The organism is Kitasatospora sp. NBC_01250 (assembly GCF_036226465.1).
Taxonomy (GTDB): domain Bacteria; phylum Actinomycetota; class Actinomycetes; order Streptomycetales; family Streptomycetaceae; genus Kitasatospora.
This window is the reverse complement of record NZ_CP108476.1, coordinates 6,711,386-6,736,136: the sequence shown is the minus strand read 5'-3', so window position 1 is coordinate 6,736,136 and position 24,751 is coordinate 6,711,386. Positions and strand designations below refer to the sequence as shown.

Annotated in this window: 19 protein-coding genes; 10 read left to right on the top strand and 9 right to left on the bottom strand. The window is 72.8% G+C overall.

Features of this window, described 5'->3' with window-relative positions; translation table 11 throughout:
- Nucleotides 1-247: 247 nt before the first annotated feature.
- The 4 genes from OG500_RS28530 (at nt 248) to OG500_RS28515 (ending at nt 3,974) form a co-directional block, all read left to right on the top strand.
- Entirely contained in the window at nt 248-1,327 is a 1,080-nt protein-coding gene (locus OG500_RS28530) for an aliphatic sulfonate ABC transporter substrate-binding protein (RefSeq protein ID WP_329584251.1), read from the top strand.
- A 155-nt stretch (nt 1,328-1,482) separates the two neighbouring features.
- Complete coding sequence (locus OG500_RS28525) at nt 1,483-2,286, top strand: ABC transporter ATP-binding protein (protein WP_327069711.1); 804 nt, start codon at nt 1,483-1,485, stop codon at nt 2,284-2,286.
- On the top strand, nt 2,273-3,208 hold the full coding sequence (locus tag OG500_RS28520; RefSeq protein ID WP_327069710.1) for an ABC transporter permease: 936 nt from the start codon (nt 2,273-2,275) through the stop codon (nt 3,206-3,208). Before OG500_RS28525 ends, OG500_RS28520 begins: the two co-directional genes overlap by 14 nt.
- A 25-nt stretch (nt 3,209-3,233) precedes the next feature.
- Nucleotides 3,234-3,974, top strand: coding sequence for a sirohydrochlorin chelatase (locus tag OG500_RS28515; RefSeq protein ID WP_329584249.1), 741 nt, complete (start codon nt 3,234-3,236; stop codon nt 3,972-3,974).
- Between the two features lie 11 nt (nt 3,975-3,985).
- On the opposite strand, the gene OG500_RS28510 is transcribed toward OG500_RS28515, so the two are convergent.
- Nucleotides 3,986-5,536 (bottom strand): MDR family MFS transporter, encoded by a 1,551-nt coding sequence (locus OG500_RS28510; protein WP_329584247.1) that lies wholly within the window; start codon nt 5,534-5,536, stop codon nt 3,986-3,988.
- Nucleotides 5,537-5,632: 96 nt separating this feature from the next.
- Between OG500_RS28510 and OG500_RS28505 the strand changes: the two genes are divergently transcribed.
- Together OG500_RS28505 and OG500_RS28500 are read left to right on the top strand one after the other, a co-directional pair.
- Nucleotides 5,633-6,307, top strand: a complete 675-nt coding sequence (locus OG500_RS28505; protein ID WP_329584244.1) for a PhzF family phenazine biosynthesis protein — start codon at nt 5,633-5,635, stop codon at nt 6,305-6,307.
- A 94-nt stretch (nt 6,308-6,401) separates the two neighbouring features.
- On the top strand, nt 6,402-6,722 hold the full coding sequence (locus OG500_RS28500) for a hypothetical protein (protein WP_327069706.1): 321 nt from the start codon (nt 6,402-6,404) through the stop codon (nt 6,720-6,722).
- Between the two features lie 22 nt (nt 6,723-6,744).
- Here the strand turns inward: OG500_RS28500 and OG500_RS28495 are convergent, their stop codons facing one another.
- On the bottom strand, nt 6,745-8,415 hold the full coding sequence (locus tag OG500_RS28495) for a serine/threonine-protein kinase (RefSeq protein ID WP_329584241.1): 1,671 nt from the start codon (nt 8,413-8,415) through the stop codon (nt 6,745-6,747).
- 190 nt (nt 8,416-8,605) lie between these two features.
- On the opposite strand from OG500_RS28495, the gene OG500_RS28490 reads away from it, so the two are divergent.
- The gene (locus OG500_RS28490; protein ID WP_329584239.1) at nt 8,606-10,333 is read left to right on the top strand and encodes a carboxylesterase/lipase family protein; all 1,728 of its coding nucleotides are present in this window, start codon (nt 8,606-8,608) and stop codon (nt 10,331-10,333) included.
- A 19-nt stretch (nt 10,334-10,352) separates the two neighbouring features.
- On the opposite strand, the gene OG500_RS28485 is transcribed toward OG500_RS28490, so the two are convergent.
- From OG500_RS28485 to OG500_RS28470, 4 genes are all read right to left on the bottom strand, one after another.
- Nucleotides 10,353-10,721, bottom strand: a complete 369-nt coding sequence (locus OG500_RS28485) for an MmcQ/YjbR family DNA-binding protein (protein ID WP_329587795.1) — start codon at nt 10,719-10,721, stop codon at nt 10,353-10,355.
- 81 nt (nt 10,722-10,802) lie between these two features.
- Nucleotides 10,803-12,509, bottom strand: a complete 1,707-nt coding sequence (locus tag OG500_RS28480) for a DEAD/DEAH box helicase (protein WP_329584237.1) — start codon at nt 12,507-12,509, stop codon at nt 10,803-10,805.
- 160 nt (nt 12,510-12,669) lie between these two features.
- Nucleotides 12,670-12,873 (bottom strand): cold-shock protein, encoded by a 204-nt coding sequence (locus OG500_RS28475; protein ID WP_184934859.1) that lies wholly within the window; start codon nt 12,871-12,873, stop codon nt 12,670-12,672.
- Nucleotides 12,874-13,201: 328 nt separating this feature from the next.
- Nucleotides 13,202-15,364: an MMPL family transporter gene (locus OG500_RS28470; RefSeq protein WP_329584234.1), complete on the bottom strand. Its 2,163-nt coding sequence runs from the start codon at nt 15,362-15,364 to the stop codon at nt 13,202-13,204.
- A 508-nt stretch (nt 15,365-15,872) separates the two neighbouring features.
- Between OG500_RS28470 and OG500_RS28465 the strand changes: the two genes are divergently transcribed.
- From OG500_RS28465 to OG500_RS28455, 3 genes are all read left to right on the top strand, one after another.
- Nucleotides 15,873-18,116, top strand: coding sequence for an MMPL family transporter (locus OG500_RS28465; RefSeq protein WP_329587792.1), 2,244 nt, complete (start codon nt 15,873-15,875; stop codon nt 18,114-18,116).
- Nucleotides 18,117-18,184: 68 nt separating this feature from the next.
- Nucleotides 18,185-19,120: a phosphotransferase enzyme family protein gene (locus OG500_RS28460; RefSeq protein WP_329584232.1), complete on the top strand. Its 936-nt coding sequence runs from the start codon at nt 18,185-18,187 to the stop codon at nt 19,118-19,120.
- A 197-nt stretch (nt 19,121-19,317) separates the two neighbouring features.
- Nucleotides 19,318-20,310: a polysaccharide deacetylase family protein gene (locus OG500_RS28455; protein WP_329584230.1), complete on the top strand. Its 993-nt coding sequence runs from the start codon at nt 19,318-19,320 to the stop codon at nt 20,308-20,310.
- Between the two features lie 37 nt (nt 20,311-20,347).
- On the opposite strand, the gene OG500_RS28450 is transcribed toward OG500_RS28455, so the two are convergent.
- The 3 genes from OG500_RS28450 to efeU form a co-directional block, all read right to left on the bottom strand.
- A complete protein-coding gene (locus OG500_RS28450) occupies nt 20,348-21,112 on the bottom strand; it encodes an exonuclease domain-containing protein (RefSeq protein WP_329584228.1) in 765 nt (254 codons plus the stop codon).
- A 136-nt stretch (nt 21,113-21,248) separates the two neighbouring features.
- Nucleotides 21,249-22,580 carry an iron uptake transporter deferrochelatase/peroxidase subunit gene (efeB, locus tag OG500_RS28445; RefSeq protein WP_329584226.1) on the bottom strand — a complete coding sequence of 444 codons (1,332 nt, stop codon included), beginning with the start codon at nt 22,578-22,580 and terminating at the stop codon, nt 21,249-21,251.
- A complete protein-coding gene (gene efeU, locus OG500_RS28440) occupies nt 22,580-24,688 on the bottom strand; it encodes an iron uptake transporter permease EfeU (protein WP_329584224.1) in 2,109 nt (702 codons plus the stop codon). The genes efeB and efeU overlap by 1 nt, the downstream gene beginning before the upstream one ends.
- Nucleotides 24,689-24,751 lie beyond the last annotated feature (63 nt).

Here is a 24,751-nt window from a genome sequence, read left to right as displayed (position 1 = left end):
CCCGTGGCAGCGGCCGGGGCGGCATCACACGATGTGCCTGCGGACGGGGTCTCTGACGACGGCCCCGTCACCGGGTCCAAACGGCGACAGCGGCGCGTGAGCCCACCCACCGCTTCCCACCCGGCGTGCCGACGCACCACCCTCCCTTGACCGTTCCAGCCCGAAGGACGCTTCGATGACTCCTCCGCAGGCCACAGGCCATAGCCTCCCCCGCCCGAACGCCGGTCGCGCCAGACGGGTCGCCGCGATGGCCCTGGCCGGCCTGACCGCCGTCAGCCTGCTGACCGCCTGCAGCTACGGCTCCAAGTCCGACAAGACCGACGCGGCCCCGGCCCCGGCGGCGTCGGGCGGCCCCAAGCTCTCCGCCGACACGGTGAAGATCGGCTACTTCGCCAACCTGACCCACGGCACCGCGCTGGTCGGCCTCCAGGAGGGGCTGTTCCAGAAGGAGTTGGGTGCCACCCAGATCAAGACCCAGGTCTTCAACGCGGGCCCGGCCGAGATCGAGGCGCTGAACGCCGGCTCGATCGACATCGGCTGGATCGGCCCCTCGCCCGCGATCAACGGCTATGTGCAGTCCAAGAGCCAGTCGCTGAAGATCATCGGCGGCTCGGCCTCGGGCGGCGTCGAACTGGTGGTCAACCCGAACAAGATCAAGACCCTGGACGACCTCAAGGGCAAGAAGATCGCCACCCCGCAGCTGGGCAACACCCAGGACGTGGCCCTGCTCAACTACCTGGCGGGCAAGGGCTACAAGGAGGACCCGCAGACCGGCGCCGGCGACGTCTCGGTAGTGCGCACGGACAACAAGGTCACCCCGGACGCCTACGCCTCCGGCTCCATCGACGGCGCCTGGGTGCCCGAGCCGACCGCCTCCACCCTGGTGGCGAAGGGCGCGAAGGTGCTGCTGGACGAGAAGTCGCTGTGGCCGAACGGGCAGTTCGTGATCACCAACATCATCGTCTCGCAGAAGTTCCTCAAGGCCCACCCGGACGTGGTGGAGGCCGTGCTGCGCGGCTCGGTGAACACCAACGCCTTCATCAAGGCCAACCCGGCCAAGGCCGAGCAGGACGCCAACGACGCGATCAAGGCGGCGGGCGGCAACTCGCTGCCCGCCGGCATCCTCGACCCGGCCTGGAAGAGCATCGACTTCCTGGACGACCCGCTGGCCGGCACCCTGCAGGCGGAGGCGGACCACGCGGTGACCGCGGGCCTGCTCAAGAAGCCGGACATCAGCGGGATCTACGACCTGTCGCCGCTCAACAAGGTGCTCACGGCGGCCGGAAAGCCCACGGTCTCCGACGCGGGCCTCGGCACCGGCTCCTGACGCGACGTCAGGCAGCTTGCCAAGCACCGCGCAAGACTCCGGGCTCCGTCCCCGGCCCCGCCCAGTCGATGCCCAGTCACCGGGCCGGGCCGGGGCGGAACCCGGCTCCAGCAGCCTTCTCCGCTCGCCCCACTCATGCCAGGAGGTGCCCGCAGATGAGCCAGGCACTGACCACTCCGGACGACACCCGCCGCGACGCCGGTGCGGACGGTACGCCCGCCGTGCGGATCGCCGGCGTGCACAAGTCCTTCGGTCGTCCCGGCGCCGCCGTCGCGGTGCTGGACGACATCACCCTCGACGTCGCCCCGGGTGAGTTCCTCTGCCTGCTCGGCGCCTCCGGCTGCGGCAAGTCCACCCTCCTCAACCTGGTCGCCGGCCTGGACCTGCCGACCGCGGGACAGATCGAGGTGCCCGGCGGGCGGCCGGCCCTGATGTTCCAGGAGCACGCGCTCTTCCCCTGGCTGACCGCCGGCAAGAACATCGAACTCGCGCTGCGCCTCAACGGCGTGCCGCGCGCCGAGCGCCGGCCGGAGGCCGAGCGGCTGCTCGAACTGGTCCGGCTCGCCGGTTCCTACGGCAAGCGGGTGCACGAGCTGTCCGGCGGCATGCGCCAGCGCGTCGCCCTGGCCCGCGCGCTGGCCCAGGGCAGCAGCGTGCTGCTGATGGACGAGCCGTTCGCCGCGCTGGACGCGATCACCCGCGACGTGCTGCACGAGGAGATCACCCGCATCTGGCAGGAGCGGCGGCTCACCGTCCTGTTCGTCACCCACAACGTGCGCGAGGCGGTGCGCCTGGCCCAGCGGGTGGTGCTGCTCTCCTCGCGTCCGGGCCGGGTGGCCCGCGAGTGGCGGATCGACCTGCCGCAGCCGCGCCGCATCGAGTCCGCCGCCGTCGCGGACCTGTCCGTCGAGATCACCGAGCACCTGCGTGGGGAGATCCGCCGCCATGGCCAGCACTGAGACCACCTCGATCCCGGCCCCGGCCGAGGCCGACCCCCGGGCCGCGACCGGGCCCCAGGCCCATGCCGACCTGGCCGGCGTCGAGGCCGGACTGGACGCGCTGGACAGCGTCCAGATCCAGCGCCCCTCGCTCGGCCAGCTGCTGCGCGAGAAGCTGCTGCCACCGGTGCTCGGCGCGCTGTTGGTGGTCGGCGCCTGGCAGCTGACCTACGAGCTGCACGTCACCGCCTCCTACAACCTGCCCAGTCCACTGGACGTCTGGCACAGCCTGACCGACCTCTGGTACCAGGGCACGCTCTTCTCGATCATCTGGACCAGCGTCTGGCGCGGCATCTCCGGCTTCGCGATGGCGGTGGTGATCGGCACGCCGATCGGGCTGGCGGTGGCGCAGGTGAAGTTCCTGCGGGCCGCCGTGGGCCCGATCCTCTCCGGGCTGCAGTCGCTGCCCTCGGTGGCCTGGGTGCCGGCCGCGGTGATCTGGCTGGGCATCAACGACCAGGCGATGTACGCGGTGATCCTGCTCGGCGCCGTCCCCTCGATCGCCAACGGCCTGATCTCGGGCATCGACCAGGTGCCGCCGCTCTTCCTGCGGGCCGGCCGCACGCTGGGCGCCCGCGGGCTCAGCGGCGCCCGGCACGTGCTGCTGCCGGCGGCGCTGCCCGGCTACCTGGCCGGCCTCAAGCAGGGCTGGGCCTTCTCCTGGCGCTCGCTGATGGCCGCCGAGCTGATCGCCAGCTCGCCGGACCTGGGCCTGGGCCTGGGCCGGTACCTGGAGAACCAGCGCGACGCCTCGGACATGTCCGGGGTGATGCTCGGGATCATCCTGATCCTGGTGGTCGGCGTCGCGATCGACCTGCTGATCTTCACCCCGCTGGAGCGCCGGGTGCTGCGCACCCGCGGCCTGCTGCAGAACGCCCGCTGATCTCCTACTCCTGAGAGGTCGTCAGATGCCTTCCCCCCCAGCCCTTTTGCTGATCGCCCACGGCAGCCGCGACCCGCGGCACGCCGCGACGGTCGAGGCGCTGGTGCGGCGGGTACGCCTGCTGCGGCCCGGCCTGTCCGTCGCCACCGCCTACCTGGACCACTGCGCGCCCCGCCTGCCGCAGGTCGTCCAGCGGCTGGCCGGGGCACCGGCGGTGGCGGTGCCGCTGCTGCTCAACCGGGCCTTCCACGCCAAGCACGACATCCCGGCCGCGCTGCGGGCCGCCCGGGCGGGCTGCCCGGTGGCCGCGGTGCTCGGCCCCGATCCGTTGCTGCTGGCCGCGCTGGAGCGCCGGCTGGCCGAAGCCGGCCTGGACCTCGCCTCGGCCGCCGCCCGCGCCCGCACCGGTGTGGTGCTGGCCGCGGCCGGCTCCTCGGACCCGGCCGCCGACGCCACCACCCGGGCGCTGGCCGCCCGCTGGCAGCGCGAGCGCGGCTGGGGCGCGGTCACCGTCGCCTACGCCTCGGCCGGCGGCCCCCGGGTGCCGGACGCGCTGGCCGCGCTGCGCGCCCAGGGCCTGCGCCGCACGGCCGTCGCGCCCTACCTGCTGGCACCGGGGCTGCTGCCGGACCGGATCGCGACCGCCGCCGAGGAGGCCGGGGCCGACGTGCTGGCCCCGGTGCTCGGCGCCGCACCGGAGGTGGCCCACCTGCTGCTGCGCCGCTACGCCGAGGCCGGCCAGGGCCTGCGGGCCGTCGCGGCCTGAGCCTCCCGGCCCTACGGCCCCTGGGGCGTGTCGTGCGCGGGCTCCGCCGCCCCGCGCAGCGGCACCTCACGGATCAGCCAGGCGAGCAGGAAGACCGCACCCGACAGCAGTGCGCCGCCGACGAACACCCCGTACAGCCCGTGCGTCACCCCCTGCTCGAACGCCGCCCTGGCCGGCCCCGGCAGTCCCTTGAGCGCGGCCGGCGGGATGTGCGCCGAGATCAGCGCGTGCCCCTGCGCCCCGAGCCGCCCGGTGAGCTGGTGGTCCAGCCCGCGGGTGTAGAGCGAGCCGAGCAGCGCGATCCCCAGCGAACCGCCGATGGTGCGGAACAGCGTCACCGAGCCGCTGGCCGCTCCCATGTCCCGCAGCGCCACGCTGTTCTGGGTGATCAGCATGGTGTTCTGCATCAGGAAGCCGAGCCCGATCCCCACCACCACCGTGAGCAACGAGCCGACCAGCACACTGGTGTCCACCCGGAGCAGCAGCAGGACCAGCATGCCCACGGTGAGCACCGCGCCGCCGGTGATCACGAACGCCCGGTACCTGCCCGTCCTGGTGGTGATCTGAGCTGTCGTCAGCATCACCGCGAGCATGCCGAACATCAGCGGCAGCAACAGCAGACCGCTCGCGGTGGGCGACGCGCCCTGGACGTACTGCATGTACTGCGGAAGGAAGTTGACCGCGCCGAACATCGCCGCACCGACCAGGAAGCTGAGCACCTGGGCGACGGTGAAGTTGCGGTCCCGGAACATCCGCGGCGGCAGGATCGGCTCGGCGACCCGGTGCTGCGAGACCACGAAGGACGCCAGCGCCAGCACCGCGAGTGCGGTCAGGGCGAGGATCGGCGCCGAGCCCCAGGCGTACTGACCGCCGCCCCAGCTCGCCACCAGGGTGATCGCCACCACGCCGACGGTCAGCAGCGCCCCGCCCAGGTAGTCGAGCCGGGCCGTGCTGCGGCGCCGCGGCAGCCGCATACCGAGCCCGGTGACCAGCAGCGCCAGCACGCCCAGCGGCAGGTTCACGTAGAAGCACCAGCGCCAGCTGAGGCTCTGGGTCAGGAAGCCGCCGAGCAGCGGGCCGCCGACGAAGGCGATGGGCATCATCGCGCCGATCATGCCCATGTAGCGACCGCGTTGGCGCGGCGGCACCAGGTCGCCGAGGGTGGCCATCGCGCCGACCATCAGGCCGCCGGCGCCCAGCCCCTGGAGCGCGCGGAATCCGATCAACTGGTCCATGTTCCGCGAGAGTCCGGCCAGCGCCGAGCCGCCCAGGAAGACCACGATGGCGACCATGAACATGCTCTTGCGACCGTGGAGGTCGCCCAGCTTGCCCCAGAACGGAGTGGTGACGGCGGCGCCCAGCGCATAGGCGGTGACCACCCAGGAGAGCCGGGCCAGGCCGCCCAGGTCGCCGACGATGGTGGGCAGCGCGGTGCTGACGATCAGGTTGTCGAGCATCGCCATCAGCATCCCGAGCATCAGCCCGGTCATGGCGACGTAGATGGTCCGCCGGCTGACGGGCTGCTGATCGGTCTCGGGGGAAACGGCCTTGGTGTCGCTCATCGACACGCTCCTCGAATGGAGCCGGTACCTCCTTTCACGGTACCCAGTCGCCGACACCTGCGAACGATGTCGGGCAGGGGATGATTGGATCTTCCTATGACAGAACTCCACATCCTCCGGGTCTTCTGCGGCGCCGACGGCGGCGCGGGCAATGCGCTGGGCGTCGTGCTGGACGGCGGCGCGGTGCCGGGCGAGCCGGCGCGGCAGGCGCTCGCGGCCGAACTCGGCTTCAGCGAGACGGTCTTCGTCGACGACCCGGCGCAGGGGCGGGTCGACATCTACACGCCGAGCGTGCGGCTGCCCTTCGCCGGGCACCCGCTGGTCGGGACGGGCTGGCTGCTGCGACGCGAGGGCCTCGCGCCGGACGTGCTGCGCCCGCCGGCCGGGGACGTCCCGGTGCGCCAGGACGCGGAGTTCAGCTGGATCCGCGGCCGCGCCGAGTGGGCCGCCGGGCGCAACACCCGGCGCTACGACTCGGTGGCGGAGGTCGACGCGCTGCCCACCCCGCCCGAGGGCACCGGCTGGCTCTACGCCTGGGCCTGGCAGGACGAGACCGCGGGCCTGGTCCGGGCGCGCGCCTTCCCGCGCCGCGGCGACAGCATCGCCGAGGACGAGGCGACCGGCGCCGCCGCGCTCGTGCTCACCTCGGAACTCGGCCGCGCGCTCGACATCCGCCAGGGCGTCGGCTCGCAGATCCTGACCCGGCCGCACGGTGACGACACGATCGAGGTCGGCGGCCGGGTGGCCCTGGAGGGCTCCCGGCCGCTCTGACGCCGCCGCGGGCTCTCAAGTCGCCTAGGCCATACGGCTGATATGCGCGATGCCAGGTTGTATGCGCACGGTGTCACTGTGTGATCGTTTCCCCATGCGTCGTACCGCCCTCACCGTGCTCATCGCCGCCGCCACCCTCATCGGGGTGGCGGCCGCGCCCGCCCAGTCCGCCAGCGGCAATGTCGTGGTCTTCTCGACCGAGCTCCAGCCGCTGACCGTCTACCCGAACCCGCAGGGGTGCCAGCAACTGCCCAGGCTGGCCCATGTGCTGAACAACGAGACCAGCAGCGACATCCAGGTCTTCGGCGACCCGTTCTGCACCGTCCCCGCCACCCTGCCGATCAGCGGCATCGGCATCCTCCCGTCCGGCTACGGCACGCACGTCACGGGGGCGGGCAGCTTCCGCGCCCAGTGACGGCCTGACGACCGACGGGCCGTCAGCCGCCCAGCGGGTAGGTCCTGAGCACGTTCCCGGTCGGGCTGATCTCCAGGTATCCGCCGCCGTAGGTGTTGGTCAGGTAGAGGTCGAGCGTCGGGGCGCCGGTGATGATGTCGGCGCTGACGGTCAGGTAGGGCTCGTTCGGCGCCGGGACCTTCAGGGTCGCCTGGGCCTGCTGGAACAGCGCGGGCAGCTTGTCCCAGTCGAAGCCCTGGAGGTCCACCGGCTTGACGACCGGGGGCTCGGTGCCGCCCGGCGAGCGGGTGGGCCTGCCATCGCGGTACTCGACCTGGTCGTACAGCTGCGGGTTCGCGGCGACCGGGACGTCGGCGTTCGCGTAGTCCGGATAGATGGTCAGGCGAAAGACCTTGGTGCCGCCCATGGTCGGGCTCATCGCCGCGATCGTGGCGCGCACGTCGGCCGGGGCGAACCCCTTCGGCACGCCGACCGGGGCCGAGGCGGGTGTGGCGCTCGCCGACGGGCCGGCTGCCGGCGGGCTCGGCACGGGCGAGTCGCTCGGCACGGGCGAGTCGGTCACCGGCGGACTCGCGGCCGGCAGGCCGGACGGCGCGCCGGCGGTCGTCCGTGCACCGCCCGCGCGGTGGCCGTCCGCCTGGGTGCCGGGCCGCAGCGTCCATCCGAGCACCCCGGCGACGGCCACCAGGGCGACAGCCAGCGCTATCAGGCCACCGCGTCGCCCACCCGCCGCCCGCTGCGCCGCAGCCGGCACCCGGTCCGCGACCGGCGTGCCCGGCGCGCTCGCCGAGTCCGCCGCGCCCGGCGGCGTGAGCAGCACGGTCGGCCCGCCCGGCCGCGCGCCCCGCTCCGCCTCGTGCACCAGCCGCGCGAGCGCGTCGTCGAGCTGCGCCGCGTCCGGCCGCGCGGCCGGGTTCCTGGCCAGCATCGCCGCCAGCAGCGGGCCGAGCGCCCCGGCCCGCGCCGGGGGCGGCAGCGGTTCGTCGAGCACCGCGGCGAGGGTGGCGATCGCGCTCGCCCGGCGCAGCGGGTGGTGGCCCTCGACCGCGACGTAGAGCATCATGCCCAGCGACCACAGGTCGGAGGCGGGGTTGCCCTCCTCGCCGCGGATCCGCTCGGGCGCCATGAACTCGGGCGAGCCGATCAGCATGCCGGTGCTGGTCACCGTGGTGGCGCCGGACATCGCGGCGATGCCGAAGTCGGTGAGCACCGGGGTGCCGTCCGGCCGCAGCAGCACGTTGCCGGGCTTGACGTCCCGGTGCTGGATGCCGACGGCGTGCGCCGCGCGCAGGGCGCCGAGCACGCCCCGCCCGAGCCCGGCCGCCTCCAGGACCGTCAGCGGCCCCTGCTCCAGCCGGTCGGCGAGGCTGCCGCCGGTGACCAGTTCCATGACGAGCCAGGGGTGCGGGTGCTCGTCGGTGTCGACGATGTGGTGGATGATCACCACGTTCGGGTGCTGGAGCCGGGCCAGCGCCCGCGCCTCGCGCAGCACCCGGGCCCGGGTCTCGCGCACCTCGGCCGGATCGGTGGCCGCCGTCCCGGGGTCCGGCGGGCGGACCTCCTTGAGCGCGACCTCGCGGTGCAGGGCGTTGTCGCGCGCCCGCCAGACCAGGCCCATCCCGCCGCCGCCGAGGCGTTGCAGCAGTTCGAAGCGGTCGTCGATGAGCCGTCTGCCCGACTCCCCTGTAGTCATGCGCGCCATCGTAGAGAACCGGACCGACGGCGTCCGCCGCGGGCACCGGACCTGGCCAGCCGGACTCCCCGCACAATCTGACGTTCCGTCAGACTGTCCACCACCCAGGGGTTGAGCGCGGGTGGAGAGCACGCCTCCACCCGCGCGTTGACGACCGCCCGGCCCCACTCCCCCGATGCTGGAGGCACGCATGATTCGGCACGGCGCCGCCCGGCTGCGCGGCGCGGCGCGGCGGCGCGGCGCGGCGCGGCGGCGCGGAAGGGAGTGCTTCGTGTTCCGCACAAGGACGTTCCGCACCTCGCCGGGGCTGCTGGCGGCCGGGGCCGCCACGCTGAGCCTGCTGCTCACCGCGGCAGGCCCGGCGGGCGCCGCGACGGGCGACGACGGCAGCACCGCCGCCAGTACCCGGGACTGCCGCACCGGCACCTCGGTGGGCCGGGTGCAGGGGCTGCCCCAGGGCGGCGTCTGCTCGTACCTGGGCATCCCCTACGCCGCGCCGCCCGTTGGTGCGCTGCGCTTCGAGCCGCCGGTTGCGGCGGCCCCCTGGCACGGGACGCTGCAGGCCACCGCCGCCAAGCCGGGCTGCCCGCAGGACCTGAGCGTGATCGACCAGGGAGTGGAGGACTGCCTCTACACCAACGTCTGGCAGCCGCGCACCGGCGGTGCCCACAAGCCCGTCATGGTCTTCATCCACGGCGGCGCGGACGAACTCGGCTCGGCCGGCGAGCCGCTCTTCGACGGGGCCGGGCTGGCCGCCCGCGGCGACGCGGTCGTGGTCGACCTGGACTACCGGCTCGGCATCCTGGGCTGGACCGAACTCGGCGGCCTGGACCCGAAGTACGCCGGCTCGGGCAACAACGGGCTGCGCGATCAGATCGCGGCGCTGACCTGGGTGCACAAGCACATCGCCTCGTTCGGCGGCGACCCCTCCGACGTCACCGTCTTCGGCGAGTCGGAGGGCGCGATCTCGATCGACGCGATGCTCGCGGGCGACCACCCGGAACGGCTCTTCCACCGGGCCATCCTGGAGAGCGGTCCGGGCTACCTGGTGCACACCCAGGAGTACGCCGAGGACGCCGCCGCGCACATCCTGGCGGCCGGAAACGTCACCAGCGCCGCGCAGTTGCAGGCGATGAGCACCACCCAGGTGCTGCAGCTCCAGGAGAAGGCGCAGCAGGGCATCGCGGGGCTGGCCGACGCGCTCTTCTTCGGCCCCTCCATCGACGGCCGGCTGATCCCCGGCCCGGTGGTCGACCGGATCGCGGCCGGCAGCGCCCGCGACGTCGAGATCATGGCCGGCAGCAACGAGAACGAGACCGACTACTGGGCGCTGTTCGAGCCGCAGGTGCTGGACCTGCCGCTCAGCGGCTACCGCAGCTTCCCCGCCGAACTGGCCGACGACAAGCAGCGAATGTACGAGGTGTACGCCGCCGACCGCCCGGGCCGGTCGCAGGGGCGGGTGGTGAACGCGATGATCACCGACCAGACCCAGCGGGTGCCCACCCTGCGGCTGGCCGAGGCCCAGTCGCGCTGGCGGCCCACCTACGTCTACCAGTTCGACTGGCACGTGCCGTACGTCGCGGGGCTGCCCGCCGCGCAGAACCTCGGCGCGATGCACACCCTGGAGCTGCCGTTCGTCTTCGGCAACCTCGACCTCGACGGCATCCCGCGCGGGGCCGCCACCCTGGCGGCGCAGCGCCCCCGACTCACCGGGCTCTCCGACGCCATGATGGACTCCTGGACCTCCTTCGCGCGCACCGGACGGCCCGGCTGGCCGTCCTACACCCCGGCGGTGCGGGCCACCCGGATCTGGGACCTGCAGCCGAGCGTGCAGAACGCCCCGCAGGAGCAGGAGCGGGAGCTGTGGAACGGCTACGCCTTCCCGGCCTGGAGCTTCGAGAGCTGGCCGGCGCAGTAGCCGCCCGGCCCGGTCCTCGTCAGGCCCGCAGCCCGGACCAGTCCAGCGCGAGCTGCTGACGGCGCGGCAGGCGGGCCACGATCAGGTCGTAGGAGTCCTCGATCATCTCGCCGACCAGCCGGTCCGGCAGCGAGCCGTCGAGCAGCACGGTGTTCCAGTGCCGCTTGTTCAGGTGCCAGCCCCCGGTGATCGCCGGGTGCGCCGCCCGCAGCTGCACGGCGATCTCCGGCTCGCACTTGAGGCTCACCCGCAGCGGCTCACCGTCCAGCGCGCTGATCGCGAAGATCTTCCCGCCGACCTTGAAGACGGAGGTCTCGGGGCCGAACGGGAACAGCTCCTCGGCGCCGTTGAAGTCCAGGCAGGCGGTGCGGAGCTGATCGGGCGTCATCGTCATGAGCACATACTGCTACGCGCCGCCGACAGCCCTTGCCGGGCTGTCGGCGGCGCGTGGCCAGGAGTGCTGCGAAGGTCAGCGCGCGGCGCGGCGCTGGCGTCCGGTCCCGTAGTTGGAGCCGCTCTTCGAGCCGCTGCCCGGGGTGGCGCCCGAGGAGGCCTTGCCCGAGAAGCCGGCCGCGGTGCGGCCGCCGCCGGCGGCGGCGGTGCCGGTGCCGCTGCCCATCCGCTGCTTGGGGCGGCGGCGCTTGGGGTTGCCGTTGATGTCCACGTCGGTCGGCCGGCTGGAGCGCGGGCCGGAGGAGCGGCGCTTGGCGGTGCCGGCGGCCGGGGCGGGCTCGGCGGTGACCGGCGGGGCCAGCGTCACCGCGACGCCCGAGGGGGTGCGGGCGCCGGTGATCCGGGCCAGCTCGGCGTCGCCGGGGCGCACCTTGGTGGTGACCGGGCGGATGCCGGCGGTGGACATCAGGCGGGTCATGTCCCGGCGCTGCTCGGGCAGCACCAGGGTGACCACGGTGCCGGACTCGCCGGCCCGGGCGGTGCGACCACCGCGGTGCAGGTAGTCCTTGTGGTCGATCGGCGGGTCCACGTTCACGACCAGGTCCAGGCCGTCGATGTGGATGCCGCGGGCGGCGACGTTGGTGGCGATCAGCGCGGTGACCTGGCCGTCGCGGAACTGGTCCAGGGTGCGGTTGCGCTGCGGCTGCGACTTGCCGCCGTGCAGCGCGGCGGCCCGCACGCCGGTGGCCAGCAGCTGCTTGGCGAGGCGGTCGGCGCCGTGCTTGGTGTGCACGAACATGATCACCCGGCCCTCGCGGGAGGCGATGTGCGCGGTGGCGGAGACCTTGTCGGCCGCCTCCAGCTGGAGCACGTGGTGCTCCATGGTGGTGACCGCGCCGGCCGAGGGGTCCACCGAGTGGGTGACCGGGTCGGTCAGGAAGCGCTGCACCAGGCGGTCGATGTTCTTGTCCAGGGTGGCGGAGAAGAGCATCCGCTGCCCGCCCTCGGCGACCTGCTCCAGGAGCTTGGTGACCTGCGGCAGGAAGCCCATGTCCGCCATCTGGTCGGCCTCGTCCAGGACGGTGATCTGCACCTCGTCCAGGCGGACGTCCTGGCGGTTGATCAGGTCGTCCAGCCGGCCCGGGGTGGCCACCAGCAGCTCGGCGCCGCGCCGCAGCGCGTTCGCCTGACGGGTGATCGACATGCCGCCGACCACGGTGGCGATGCGCAGGTTGACGGCGGTCGCGTAGGGCGTGAGCGCGTCGGTGACCTGCTGGGCCAGCTCGCGGGTGGGCACCAGCACCAGGGCCAGCGGCTTGCGGGCGTCCGCGCGCTTGCCGGCGGTGCGGGCCAGCACGGACAGGCCGAAGGCCAGCGTCTTGCCGGAGCCGGTGCGGCCGCGGCCGAGCACGTCGCGCCCGGCCAGCGAGTCCGGCAGGGTGGCGGACTGGATCGGGAAGGGCTCGGTGACGCCCTCGCGGGTCAGCGCGGAGAGCAGCGCCTTGGGCATCTCCAGCTCGGCGAAGGTCGCCGCCGGCGGACGGGCGGGGGTGCCGACGACCACCGTGAAGTCGGCGGAGGCGGCGGGCGCCGTGGTGCGCGGGCGGCCCTGGCCGCGACCGCGGCCCTGGGACTGGCCGCGCAGCCCGCCGGAGCTGCGCCCGGCGCGGGCCTGTGCGTCGCTGAAGCCGCCGGTGCTGCCGGAGCCCTGCGAGCGGCTGCCGCCCGCACCCTGGGCGCGGGAGCGGCCACGGCCGCCGGTGGGGCGTGACTGATCGGTCATACGAGTACTCCGTCCTAGCGGTCACCGTCGAGGGGTGACCCATGGGTCGGCCGCCAGGAGTGGAGAGCGCCGCCCCGGCCGTTGGGCGACATGGGCGAAGGCCCGCACCGTGCGGTACGGGCCTTCGCTGCGTCGTGCGAATCCAGCAGTGCCGGAAACGTCAGATGACGCGGATGTTCTCGGCCTGCGGGCCCTTCTGGCCCTGGGTGACGTCGAACTCAACGTGCTGGCCCTCGACGAGCTCGCGGAAGCCGTTGGCGTTGATGTTGGAGTAGTGGGCGAACACGTCCGGGCCGCCACCCTCCTGCTCGATGAAGCCGAAGCCCTTTTCGCTGTTGAACCACTTCACGGTGCCGGTAGCCATAACCGTCTCCTCTAAATACTGGGGCAACGAGACCACACCTCGTGGACCTCGCGTAGCCGCGATCCCCATCCGGAGATGACACCGGACAAAACAAATGCGCCTGTTGGTTGAACCAGCAGGCGCACACAAACGTTCATGGGAACCAAAACTGCAACTGACTCGACTGTAGCACGGGAGCACCGCAGATGATCGGGTTATTTTCCGCCTACGTCACGTCGTCCGCACCTCGGGCGCACCCCGTGGCGGCGGCCCCCACGACAGCCGGGCCGCCCCCGGGGAAAGTCCCCGGGAACGGCCCGTGACGCACGGCTGACGTGTCGGTGCCGTGCTACTTGGGGTAGCGAGCCGTCACCAGTTCGTCACGCTCGGTCCACTCGCCGGGCGCGACCGGCGCCGGCTCCTGGTGGCCGGGCCACCAGGCCTTGCGGCCGAGCAGCGCGGTGAGCGCCGGGGTGAAGAACATCGCCATCACGAAGGCCGACAGCGCGATGCCGAAGGCGATCGAGAAGCCGATCTCGCTGAAGAGCACGTTGCCCGCCAGCATGAAGGTGGCGAAGGAGGCCGCCAGGATCGAGCCGGCCGAGGCCACGGTCGGACCGCCGTGCTTGATCGCCTCGTAGGCCGCCTCGCGCGGGTTGCGGCCCTCGCGGGCCTCCTCCCGCAGGCGGGCGATCATCAGGATGTTGTAGTCGGTACCGATCGCCACCACGAAGAGGTAGATGAAGATCGGCAGCATGAACATCAGGCCGGACTGGTTGTCGAGCTTCTGGAACACCATGCTGGTGGCGCCCAGGGTCGCACCGAAGCCGAGGCCCACCGAGGCCATCAGGTACCACGGGGCCACCACGCTGCGCAGCAGCAGGCCCAGGATGACCATGATCAGGACCGCGGCGATCGGGAAGACCGTCTTGTAGTCGTGGTCCATGGCGGCGTTGATGTCCGCCTCGACGGCCGTCTGGCCGCCGACCACGGCCTTGGTGCCCGCGGGCGCCGCGGAGTGCGCGGTGGAGCGCAGCCCGTCCATGGTGTCGATGGCCGCGTTGGAGGCCGGGTTGTCCTTGAGCGTCACGGTGAAGTCGGCGGTCAGGCCGTCCTTGCTCAGCGCGGGCTGCGCGCCGACGTCGGCGACGCCCTTGACCCCCTTGAGCGCGTCCGTGTAGGCCGAGAAGGTCGACTTGTCCAGCGGGGCGCCGTTGGTGGAGGTGACGAAGACCTGCGAGGGGTCGGCGGCACCGGCCGAGAACTCCGACATCACGGCGTTCTGGACCACCATCGACTCGGCCGTCTTCGGCATCGAGCTGCCGGCCAGGTCGAAGGTGCCCTTGTAGCCGAGCGAGCAGAGGGTCAGCAGGATCAGGAAGCCGCCGGAGACGGCTGCGACCAGGCCGGGACGGCGCTGGGTCATCCGGCCGAGCGCGGCGAACCGGGCCCCCGGCTTCTCCACGCGCCACTTCTTGCCGGGCCAGAAGAGCGCCTTCTCCGGGATCACCGAGAGCACGGCCGGCACCAGGGTGATCGAGGCGATCGCGGTGGTGACGACGGCGATGGCCAGGGCCGGGCCGATCGCCTTGAAGAGTCCGAGGCTGGAGAGGATCAGCACCGCGAAGGCGACGGTGACCGCACCGGCCGCGGAGGCGATCGCCTCGCCGACCCGGCCGATCGCATTGACCATGGCCTCCTTGCGCGGCTCACCGGCCCGCAGCCGCTCCCGGTAGCGGAACATCAGGAAGAGGAAGTAGTCCGTGCCGACCCCGAGCAGCACCACGATCAGGATGGCCGACATGGTGCTGTTGGCCTTGAGGCCGAACAGCTTGGTCGCGTCCGCGATCAACGCGTTGCTGGTCGGCATGATCACGGCCATGATCAGGATCAGCGGCAGGATCGAGATGATCGCACTGCGGAAGATGATCGCGAGGATCAGCACGATCAGCAGGAAGCTGCCCAGGAAGATCAGCGCGTCGGCCGTGTTGGACGAGTCCGACTGGTCGAGGCTCTGCGCCGCCTGGCCGCCGAGTTGCACCTTCAGGTTGCTGTTGCCGGCCAGCGTCTTGGCGTCGGCGCGCAGCTTCTTCGCGGTGTCGGTGTTGGACTGCGGTGCGTCCTTGGTGTAGCCGATCAGGGACAGCGCGTACTTGCCGTCCTTCGACATCGACTGGTCGCTGACCGGGACGACGGCGGAGACGTACGGGATGTGCTCGGCCGTCAGCCCGTCGGTGACCTTGGTCATCGTGGCCTTGTCGTCCGCGGTCAGCTGGCTGCCGTCGGTGCGCTGGAAGAGCAGCATCGCGCTCGGCGTGAACGCCGACGGGAAGGCCTTCTGCTGCAGGTCCGCGGCCACGATGGACTCGTAGTGGCGGGGCAGGAAGTCGCTCTCGTCGTCCGAGGAGGCCAACTTGGGGGCTGTCACGGAGATCGCGACGGCAGCGACGAGCCAGGCGACTATCACCCACCAGGCACGCTTGACGACGAATTGTCCGATTCGGTGGAACATGCTTGCGATGCCTCCTGGCATGGTTCACCGCAGCCCTTGGGGGACGGGACGTTGGGCGACGGCTGAGACGGCTGAGACCTCGTCGGTCATTAGCCGGTCGGCAGGTAAGTACTGGAGGAAGCATCATACGAGAACTTACTAGCCGGCCGGTTAGCAGCCCCCCGTGGACCGACAGCCTCGGCTGAGTACCCCCTCGGGGCCTTCCAACGGCCCCGCACCATCCTGACGGGTCACCCCCCGCCCGTACCTCGTCCCCCGGGTGGAGATCCCTCCCCCTCAGGGTGGACTTCCGCCCGTACCCAGGTCGGAGGGCATGGTGGGGTAAACCCCACCCCCGACCCTGAGGCCACTCCCAGGGTCACCGGGCCCGCTGGCCGCATTCTCCGGCAACGCGCCCGTCCCTAGGGTCAGTTGTGAGCCCGGGAGCAGCCCCGGGCCGTCACGCCGGCGGGCCGCACCGCCGCGTCCCAGGGGGAGTCCACCCGTGCCAGCCACACCCGTCCCGGCCATGCCCGCAGCCCGTCCCAGAACCGGCTTCGCCGCCGCCATGGGCGCCTGGAGCGCCCGCCACCGCAGGACCGCCGTCTTCGGCTGGCTGCTCTTCGTCGTCCTGGCCGCCTACCTGGGCGGCGCGGCGGGCAGCCACAAGGTGACCGATGCCGAGTCCATGCCGGGACAGGTGGCCCAGGCCGCCCGGATCCTGGACCAGGCGGGGCTCAAGCCCCCGTCCGGCGAGAGCGTCCTGGTGCAGAGCGCCACGCTGACCGCCGACGCCCCGGCCTTCCGGGCCGAGGTCGGCCAGGTGGTCGCCGCCGTCGAGGCCACCGGCCGGACCACCGACCTGCGCTCGCCCTACGACAGCAAGGCGATCTCCGCCGACCGGCACTCCGCGCTGGTCCGGTTCACCGTGGTCGGCGACAGCGACCAGGCCACCGTGAACGTGACCGCGCCGCTCGACGCGGTGGCCGCGATCCAGCGCGGCGACCGCTCCTTCACCGTCGCGGAGTTCGGCGACGCGAGCTCGAACAAGTGGTTCGCCGACCAGTTCGGCCACGACTTCGCCCGCGCCGAGTGGACGGCCGTGCCGCTCGCGCTGGGCATCCTGCTGATCGCCTTCGGCGCGGTGGTCGCCGCCGTGCTGCCGGTGGGGCTGGCGCTCACCGCGTTCGTCGCGGCCGGTGGGCTGGTCGCGCTGAGCAGTTCCTTCCTGCACACCAGCGACGACGCCGGCTCGGTGATGCTGCTGGTGGGCCTGGCCGTCGGGGTCGACTACTGCCTCTTCTACCTGCGCCGCGAACGCGAGGAGCGGGCGGCCGGGCGCAGCGCGGCCGATGCGCTGGCGGTGGCCGCCGCCACCTCGGGCCGGGCGGTGCTGGTCTCCGGGGTCACCGTGGTGGTCGCGATGGCCGGGATGTTCCTCACCGGGATCGCCGACTTCCAGGCGATGTCCTACGCGACCATCGTGGTGGTGGTCACCGCCGTGCTCGGCTCGCTCACCGTGCTGCCCGCGCTGCTGTCGATGCTCGGCGACCGGGTCGAGAAGGGCCGGGTGCCGCTGCTGCGCCGCCGGGGGGCCACAGACCCGAGCGGCGGCAGCCGGATCTGGAACGCCGTGCTGACCCCGGTGCTGCGCTTCCCGCTGGTGGCGGCCGTCCTGGCCGGCGGCCTGCTGCTCGCACTGGCGGCCCCGCTGCTGACCATGCACACCGCCAACCTCACCTTCCAGCAGATGCTGCCCCAGGGCAACGCGCTGGTGCGCACCTCCGAGCAGATCGAGGCCGCCTTCCCCGGCAGCCCCGCGCCGGCCACCGTGGTGGTCAAGGCCGCCGACCTGTCCTCCCCCGCGATGACGCAGGCGCTGGCCGACTTCCAGACCCGGGCGCTGGCCACCGGCCGGATGCACGGCCCGATCGAGATCACCCGGTACGCCGCACAGAACGTCGCCACCATCGACGTTCCGCTCAACGGCAGCGGCAACGACGCGACCAGCACCGCCGCACTGCGGACGCTGCGCCAGGACGTGGTGCCGGACACGCTGCTCAAGGTCCCCGGCACCCAGGCTCCGGTGGCCGGACAGACCGCCGGCTCCTACGACTTCAACCGGCAGATGACCGGCAGCATGCTCCCGGTCTTCGCCTTCGTGGTGCTCTTCGCCTTCCTGCTGATGCTCGCCTCGTTCCGCTCGCTGGGGATCGCGATCACCGCGGTGCTGCTCAACCTGCTCTCGGTGGGCGCCGCGTACGGGGTGCTGACCCTGGTCTTCCAGCACGGCGTGGGCGCCTCGCTGCTCGGCACGGCCGGGGTGGGCGCGGTGGAGTCCTGGGTGCCGCTCTTCCTCTTCGTGATCCTCTTCGGACTGAGCATGGACTACCACGTCTTCGTGGTCTCCCGGATCAAGGAGGCGCACGACCGGGGCCTGCCCACCCGGGCCGCGGTCTCGCACGGCATCCGCTCGACGGCCGGGGTGGTCAGCAGCGCGGCGATCATCATGGTCGCGGTCTTCGCGGTCTTCGGAACCCTGTCGATGCAGTCGATGAAGCAGATGGGCGTGGGCCTGGCGGTCGCGGTGCTGGTGGACGCGACGGTGATCCGCGGCGTGCTGCTGCCCTCGGTGATGAGCCTGCTCGGCGAGCGCAACTGGTACCTGCCGCGCTGGCTGTCCTGGCTGCCGGACCTGTCGCACAGCGAGCCGGCGGCTCCGGTGCCGGCCGCGGTGGCGGAGGGCCCGCGGCACCGACGGGTCGTGGTCTGAGCCCCGACCTGCTGCCGGTGGCCTGCCGGTCGACCTCCGCCCCCGGGGTCGACCGGTAGGTTTCGGCCATGGTCTCCCTCTCGTCGTCCCCCTTCACCGAAGCCCGGGCCCGCGCACTGCTCGCCCGGGCCCGCGCCGCCGCGGGCATCCCGGGTGGGACCGGGCGGCTGCTGGCCCTGGGGGAGAACGCCGTCTTCGGGCTCGACGACCTGGCGCTGGTGGCCAAGGTGGGCCGGGAGCCCGCGCTGCGGGCCCGGGCGGCGCGCGAACTGGCCGTCGCCCGCGGGCTGGACGACGCGGGCATCCCGGTGGTGCGGCCCGCCGACTCCCTGGTGCCGGCCCAGCGCGAGGCGGTGGTGACCGCCGACGGGCACCCGGTCACCTTCTGGCAGCAGTTGGCCCCGGCGGTTCGCCCGGCGGGCACCGCCGACCTCGCGCCGCTGCTGCGCGCGCTGCACGAACTGCCCGGGTCCGCCGGGCTGGCGCCGCCGGGCGAACCGCTGCCGCGCCGGGACCTGTTGGCCCCCGTCGAGCACTGGCTGCGCACCGCCGAGGGCCATCTCGACCCGGACGACGCCGCGTTCCTGCTGGAGCGCCGCACCGAGCTGGCCGCCGCCCTCGAGACGCTGAGCCCGGCGCTGCCGCCCGGTGTGATCCACGGCGACGCGCTGCCGCGCAATGTCCACGTCGGCCCGCACGGGCCGGTGCTGCTGGACCTGGAGTACGTCTGCGACGACCTGCGCGAGCACGACCTGGTGACGCTGGCGCTCAGCTGCGACCGGTACGGCGTGCCGGAGCAGGAGTACCTCGCCTTCACCCGCGCCTACGGCTGGGACGTGCGGGACTGGGACGGCTGCGCGGTGCTGCGCGGGGCCCGGGAGACGGCCAGCGCGGCGTGGGTGGCGCAGCAGGTGCCGGGCAGTGCGGCGGCGCTGGCGGAGTTCCGGCGCCGGGTGGCCTCGCTGCGGGAGGGGGACGCGGCGGTGCGCTGGTTCGCGTTCTGAGCCGGGCCGGGGCCCGAGCCGCAGGAGGGCCCGAGCCGGAGCGGGGCGCCCGCGGAGCACTGAAACGGACTCCCAGGCTTCGGTGAGATTTGTCTCAAGATGCTTTCATCATTTCGGAACTGCCTGATCGGCGGCCATCGTCGTAGGGAACAGCCGCGACCACCCGGGGGCGGCTGGTCCACGTCAGGAGTTGCCGCATGCCCGTTCCCGGCACCCACCGCACTCTGCTCCGCCGCGCCGCCGGCGGCTGCGCCGCGATCCTCACCCTCGCGCTCGCCTGCGCGTGCGGGAGTTCATCGGGCGCGACCACGTCGGCGGACCGGGCACATCCGAGCGTGACGCTGACCGCCGCCCCGAGCACGAGCGCGGGCGCGGCCCCGACCGTGGTGGCGAGCACGAGCCCGACCACGGCAGCGAGCCCGACCACGACCCCGAGCGCGGCAGCGACACCGACCCCGACACCGAGCAGGGCGGCGAGCACGACGCCGGGCGCGGCAGCGGGCCGGACGCCGAGCGCGGCCGCGAGCACCCCCGCCTCGCCGGCCCCGGCGACCACCGCGGGCGCACCGGTGCCCGCGAAGGACGCGCCCGGTTCCTCGATCTCCTACGCGACCGCCACCGGCGGCCGGACCGTCGCGCTCACCTTCGACGACGGCCCCGGCAAGGCCACCGGCCAGGTCCTGGCGCTGCTCGCCCAGTACCACGCCAAGGCGACCTTCTGCGAGATCGGCCCGCAGGCCACCGCCAACCCCGCCCTGGTCAAGCAGATCCTGGCCGGCGGCCACCGCCTGTGCGACCACACCGTGCACCACCCGCAGCCGATGCACACGCTCTCGCACGACAAGCAGGTCTACGAGATCGACGCGGCCAAGGACATGATCACCGCGGCCGGCGGTCCGGGCACCCAGGTCAGCTGGTTCCGCGCGCCGGGCGGCGACTTCAGCGCCGACAACCGCCAGATAGCCGTCCAGGACGGCCTGCGCCCGCTCGGCTGGACGGTCGACACCCGCGACTGGTCCAAGCCCGGCGTCCCGGCGATCATCGCCAACGTCAAGAAGGAGCTGCACCCCGGCGGCATCATCCTGATGCACGACGGCGGCGGCGACCGCAGCCAGACCGTGGCCGCCCTCCAGCAGTTGCTCCCCTGGCTGGTGCAGCAGGGCTACACCTTCGACTTCCCCGCCGCCTGACGCCGAGTCGGCCCAGGTCGGCCCAGGTCGGCTCAGCTCACCGGATCGGCCAACGGGCGTCGACCACGGCCTGCGGGTCCTTGCCCTTGCGCAGCCAGGCCTGCAGGCCCTCGGCCCACTCCCGGTACCAGTGCACCTGCTGCTCGTGCAGCGCGGCCAGGGGCAACTCCCCCACCTGCGCCGGGTAGCGCTCGCCCAGCGCGACGGCCACCCGGACCGCCGCGAGTGCGTCGCTGGCGGCGTCGTGGGCGTCCAGCAGCTCCACCCCGTAGACCTCGCAGACCCGTTGCAGACCGCGCGAGCCCTTGCGGTAGCGGTCCACCGCGCGGTCGATCACCAGCGCGTCCAGCACCGGCGCGACCAGTCGCCCGGCCAGCCGCTCGGCCAGGCCCACCCGGCCGTGGCGGCGCAGCTCGGCGTCGAGCAGCGAGAGGTCGAAGGGGGCGTTGAACGCCACCACCGGGGTGCCCTGCGCCAGCCGCTCGCAGAGCGCGGCGGCGATCTCCTCCACCGCGGCGCCCGCGGGGCGGCCCCGGGTGCGGGCCTGTTCGTCGCTGATCCCGTGGATCGCCCGGGCCTGCTCGGGTATCGGCACCCCGGGGTCGAGCAGCCAGCGCGTGGTGCGCACCGGCACGCCGCCGACCGTCTCCACCAGCGCGGCGGTGACGATCCGTGACTCGGCCGGCTCGGTGCCGGTGGTCTCCAGGTCGAACCCGATCAGCGGGCCCTGCCACCACCGCACCCGCGCGGCCGTGCGCACCGCCCCAGCGGCAGGTCTCGCCGCATTGCCCAGCTCACCCATCAGCAGCGCCTTCCGTCGGGGTGTCCTCTGACGTCCCCCATCATGGCCGCCGCCTGTGACAACGCCGCCCGCCCACGGCCTGCGGGGCCGTGGGCGGGCGGGTGTCGCAGAGACTCCCAAGGGGTCTCAGGGGGTCTCAGGCCGCGGCGAACATCGCGCGGCCGAGCCAGTCGTTGGTGTCCCGCACGCCCGGCAGCACGAAGAAGTAGCCACCGCCGGTCGGCGAGATGTAGTCCACCAGCGGCTCGTCGATCAGCCGGGTCTGGGTCGCCTCGAACTGGCGCACCACGTCCTGCTGGTAGCAGCAGAACGCCAGGCCCATGTCCAGGTTGCCGACCTTGTCGACGCCGCGGTCGTAGTTGTAGCCGCGGCGCAGGATGCGCGAGTCGTCCGTCTGGTCGGTGCGCGGGTTGGCCAGCCGGATGTGGGCGTCCACCGGGATCGCGTTGCCCTGCGGGTCCCTGGCGTAGTCGGGGATGTCGGTCTCCTTGGCCCCGTCCAGCGGAGCGCCGGTGTCCTTGCGGCGGCCGAACATCTTCTCCTGCTCGGAGAGCGAGACCCGGTCCCAGAACTCGACCAGCATCCGGATGATGCGGATCACCTGGTAGCTGCCGCCGGTGGCCCAGGCCGGTTCGCCGCCGCCGTCCTTGACCCAGACGAGCTTGTCCATCTCGCGCCCCGAGGTGACGTCGGGGTTGGCGATGCCGTCCTTGAAGCCGAGCAGGTTGCGCTGCGCGCCGGCCGGACGCGGGGCGTTCTGGAACCCGTCGATCCGCCACTTGATCTGCATCGCACCGCGGGTGTGCTTGGCGATGTCGCGCAGCGCGTGCAGCACGGTGTCCTGGCTGTTGGCGCAGATCTGCAGCGACAGGTCGCCGTGCAGCTCGGCCGCCTGCAGGTTGTCGTTCGGGAAGGTCTTCATCGGGTTCAGCTTGACCGGCTTGACCTTGCCCAGGCCGTAGCGGCCGTCGAAGAGCGAGGAGCCGACCCCGACCGTCACCGACAGGCCGTCACTGGGCACCGTCGGGCCCAGGATGCCGTTGTCGGAGGGCGGCGCGCCGACGCCCAGGTCGGGCGGGGTGCCGCCGGCGGTGAGGAACCTGATCCGGTCGGTGAGGATGTGGAAGAGGTCTTCCAGCGCCTTGCGGTCGGGGGCGATGACGTCGAAGGAGAGGAACATCGCGGCGGTCTGCTGCGCGGTCAGCACGCCGGCCTGGTGCTCGCCGTGGAAGGGCACCAGCGCGTTGGCACCCGTGGCGTCGGCGGCCTGTGCCCGCCCGGCGCCACCCAGCGCGAGCGCTCCGCCGGCCAGCGCGGCACCGGCCGCGCCGACGCCGAGCGCCGCGCCCAGGAAGCTGCGGCGCGCGGGGGCGGCCGGGCAGCCGGCCGCATCGGCCCGGGCGGCCTCGGCGGCGGCGAGCGCCTCGTGCGGGAAGGGGCAGGAGCCGGTTCTGGGCTGGCTGGTCATCAGGCGGACTTCCTGATCTCAAGAAGGTCGGGAATGGGGGCGAGGTCTTCGAGCAGCTGGCCGGTGGCGCCGTTGAGCTGCGTGCGGACCGAGGGGTCGAGCTGCTCGACCGGGGTCCAGCTGCCGTCCTGGTGGCGGGCGCCGGCCAGCAGGTCGCCGAACCGCTTCAGGTCGGCGTTGACGGTGCCGAGCAGCTGCGGGCTGCGCTGCTGGATCAGCGGCGTCAGGACGTTCAGCAGCTCCTGGGTGCCGGCCAGGTTGGCCTGGGCGGTGGCCAGGTTGGTGCCGCTGCCCTCGTCGGTGTCGGCCGTCAGCTCGAACTGGAGGGTGTTCTCCAGGATCTCGTGGGTGCGCAGCGGCAGGTCGGTGGGGTCGAAGTCCTGGGTCGGGAACGCCTTGCCGAGGCCGTCCACGTCGGTGACCAGCTGGTCGGCGACCGGGGCGAGGTCGCTGGCGCTCTGGCCGTGCCACAGGCCGTACTCCAGGCGGTGGAAGCCGGCGAAGTCCTTGTCGGCGACGCCGTCCGGCAGGCCGTCGGCCCGGCCGTTGATCTTCTTGTCGAAGTCGGCGAAGGTGCCGTAGGCGGCGCCCAGCGAGGAGTACTGCAGGTGCGCGGTGAGCCAGTCGGCCTTGGCGGCGTCCAGGTCGCCCGCGTGCAGGTCGGCCTGGAGCTTCTGGGTCTGGGTCAGCAGCGTGGCCAGGCCCGCGTTCACGTAGGACTTGTACTGGTCGAGCGGGCCCTTGAGGTCGTCCTCGGAGACCGGCAGCACGGCGTTGACGCTCTGTCCGCCGCTGACGTGGAAGGTGGCCGAGGTGACCGGGTCGCCGCTGCTGGGCACGCAGCGCCAGGCGAGGTCGCCGCTGCCGATGGTGGCGGTCAGCGGGCGGGTGGTGCCCGGGGCCAGGCCCTCGATCTCGCCGTAGACGGCGTTGGTGGCCGGGTTGACCAGGTAGACCTCGGAGGTCTTGCTGCCGGCGTTGTGCATCTGGAAGGTCTGCTGGCCGGGCTGCGGGGTGCTGAAGCCCTTGCCGCAGTCGCTCTTGGCGTCCGAGACGGTGACGGTGCCGGCGGCGGCGGGCTTGCCGTCGCTGGCCGCGATCACCACCCCGGCCACCACGGCCGGGACGGCCACCAGGGCGGCGGGGAGCAGCCAGCGGTTGCGGGAGCCGGCGGGCCGCGGCTCGGGCGCGCTCGACGGCTCGGCCTCCGCAGCCTTCTCCGTCACCGACTCCGCAGCCTTCTCCGTCGCCGGCTCCGGAGCCTTCTCAGCAGCGGCCACCGCCGGCTTGGGCGCACTCGCCCGCACGCCGCGCACGAAGAGCGTCATCACCAGCGCGAGGTAGAGCACGTACGCGGCCACCTGCAGCCAGGTCATCGTGACGGTGATGTTGAACACGCCCTGCATCAGCGTCGCGTACCAGGACCCGCCGTCCAGCGAGCCGCTCAGGTCGAAGGCGTACGCGGTCGAGCCGGGCAGCACGCCGCCCTCCTGCAGGTCGCGCAGCCCGTAGCTGAGCACGCCGGCCGCGATGACGATCAGCACCACGCCGGTGCAGGTGAAGAACTTCGTCAGGTTGATCTTCAGCACCCGGCGGTACAGGCCCCAGCAGAGTCCGGCGGCCAGCACCAGGCCGATCCCGGCGCCGATCGCGGGCCCGGTGGCCTCACCGGCGGAGCGCGCGGTGGTCCACAGGAAGAGCGAGGTCTCCAGGCCCTCCCGGCCGACGGCCAGGAAGCTGGTCAGCACCAGCACGCCGCCGCCCATGGTGAGCGCGGAGGCGACCTTCTCGCGGATCTCCGAGGAGAGGTTGCGGGCCGAGCGCCGCATCCAGAACACCATCGCGGTGACGAAGGCCACCGCGATCAGGCTCAGGGTGCCGCCGAAAGCTTCCTGCGCGCTGCCGGAGAGGTTGGCGGCGGTGAAGGTGAGCACCGCGCCGAAGCTGAGGGCGAGCGCGATGGCGGCCAGCACACCGGTCCACACCTGGGGCAACCGGGCCTTCTGGCCCGAGCGGACCAGGGTGGCGACCAGGATCGAGACGATCAGGCCGGCCTCGAGACCCTCTCTGAGCCCGATCAGAAAGCTTGGAAACGCGTCGTCCCACATGGGTGGTGAACTCTCCTAGGCATGGCAGCGCCGCTAAGCACGGCCCGCTTAGCTTAGGCATAC

Coding starts and splice junctions, on each gene's coding strand:
- OG500_RS28495 (WP_329584241.1), bottom strand. CDS start 8,415: ATGACTACAGGGGAGTCGGGCAGACGGCTCATCGACGACCGCTTCGAA.
- OG500_RS28470 (WP_329584234.1), bottom strand. CDS start 15,364: ATGTTCCACCGAATCGGACAATTCGTCGTCAAGCGTGCCTGGTGGGTG.
- OG500_RS28485 (WP_329587795.1), bottom strand. CDS start 10,721: ATGACGCCCGATCAGCTCCGCACCGCCTGCCTGGACTTCAACGGCGCC.
- OG500_RS28515 (WP_329584249.1), top strand. CDS start 3,234: ATGCCTTCCCCCCCAGCCCTTTTGCTGATCGCCCACGGCAGCCGCGAC.
- OG500_RS28500 (WP_327069706.1), top strand. CDS start 6,402: ATGCGTCGTACCGCCCTCACCGTGCTCATCGCCGCCGCCACCCTCATC.
- OG500_RS28525 (WP_327069711.1), top strand. CDS start 1,483: ATGAGCCAGGCACTGACCACTCCGGACGACACCCGCCGCGACGCCGGT.
- OG500_RS28505 (WP_329584244.1), top strand. CDS start 5,633: ATGACAGAACTCCACATCCTCCGGGTCTTCTGCGGCGCCGACGGCGGC.
- OG500_RS28450 (WP_329584228.1), bottom strand. CDS start 21,112: ATGGGTGAGCTGGGCAATGCGGCGAGACCTGCCGCTGGGGCGGTGCGC.
- efeU (WP_329584224.1), bottom strand. CDS start 24,688: ATGTGGGACGACGCGTTTCCAAGCTTTCTGATCGGGCTCAGAGAGGGT.
- OG500_RS28480 (WP_329584237.1), bottom strand. CDS start 12,509: ATGACCGATCAGTCACGCCCCACCGGCGGCCGTGGCCGCTCCCGCGCC.
- OG500_RS28465 (WP_329587792.1), top strand. CDS start 15,873: ATGCCCGCAGCCCGTCCCAGAACCGGCTTCGCCGCCGCCATGGGCGCC.
- OG500_RS28490 (WP_329584239.1), top strand. CDS start 8,606: ATGATTCGGCACGGCGCCGCCCGGCTGCGCGGCGCGGCGCGGCGGCGC.
- OG500_RS28530 (WP_329584251.1), top strand. CDS start 248: ATGGCCCTGGCCGGCCTGACCGCCGTCAGCCTGCTGACCGCCTGCAGC.
- efeB (WP_329584226.1), bottom strand. CDS start 22,580: ATGACCAGCCAGCCCAGAACCGGCTCCTGCCCCTTCCCGCACGAGGCG.
- OG500_RS28455 (WP_329584230.1), top strand. CDS start 19,318: ATGCCCGTTCCCGGCACCCACCGCACTCTGCTCCGCCGCGCCGCCGGC.
- OG500_RS28520 (WP_327069710.1), top strand. CDS start 2,273: ATGGCCAGCACTGAGACCACCTCGATCCCGGCCCCGGCCGAGGCCGAC.
- OG500_RS28475 (WP_184934859.1), bottom strand. CDS start 12,873: ATGGCTACCGGCACCGTGAAGTGGTTCAACAGCGAAAAGGGCTTCGGC.
- OG500_RS28510 (WP_329584247.1), bottom strand. CDS start 5,536: ATGAGCGACACCAAGGCCGTTTCCCCCGAGACCGATCAGCAGCCCGTC.
- OG500_RS28460 (WP_329584232.1), top strand. CDS start 18,185: ATGGTCTCCCTCTCGTCGTCCCCCTTCACCGAAGCCCGGGCCCGCGCA.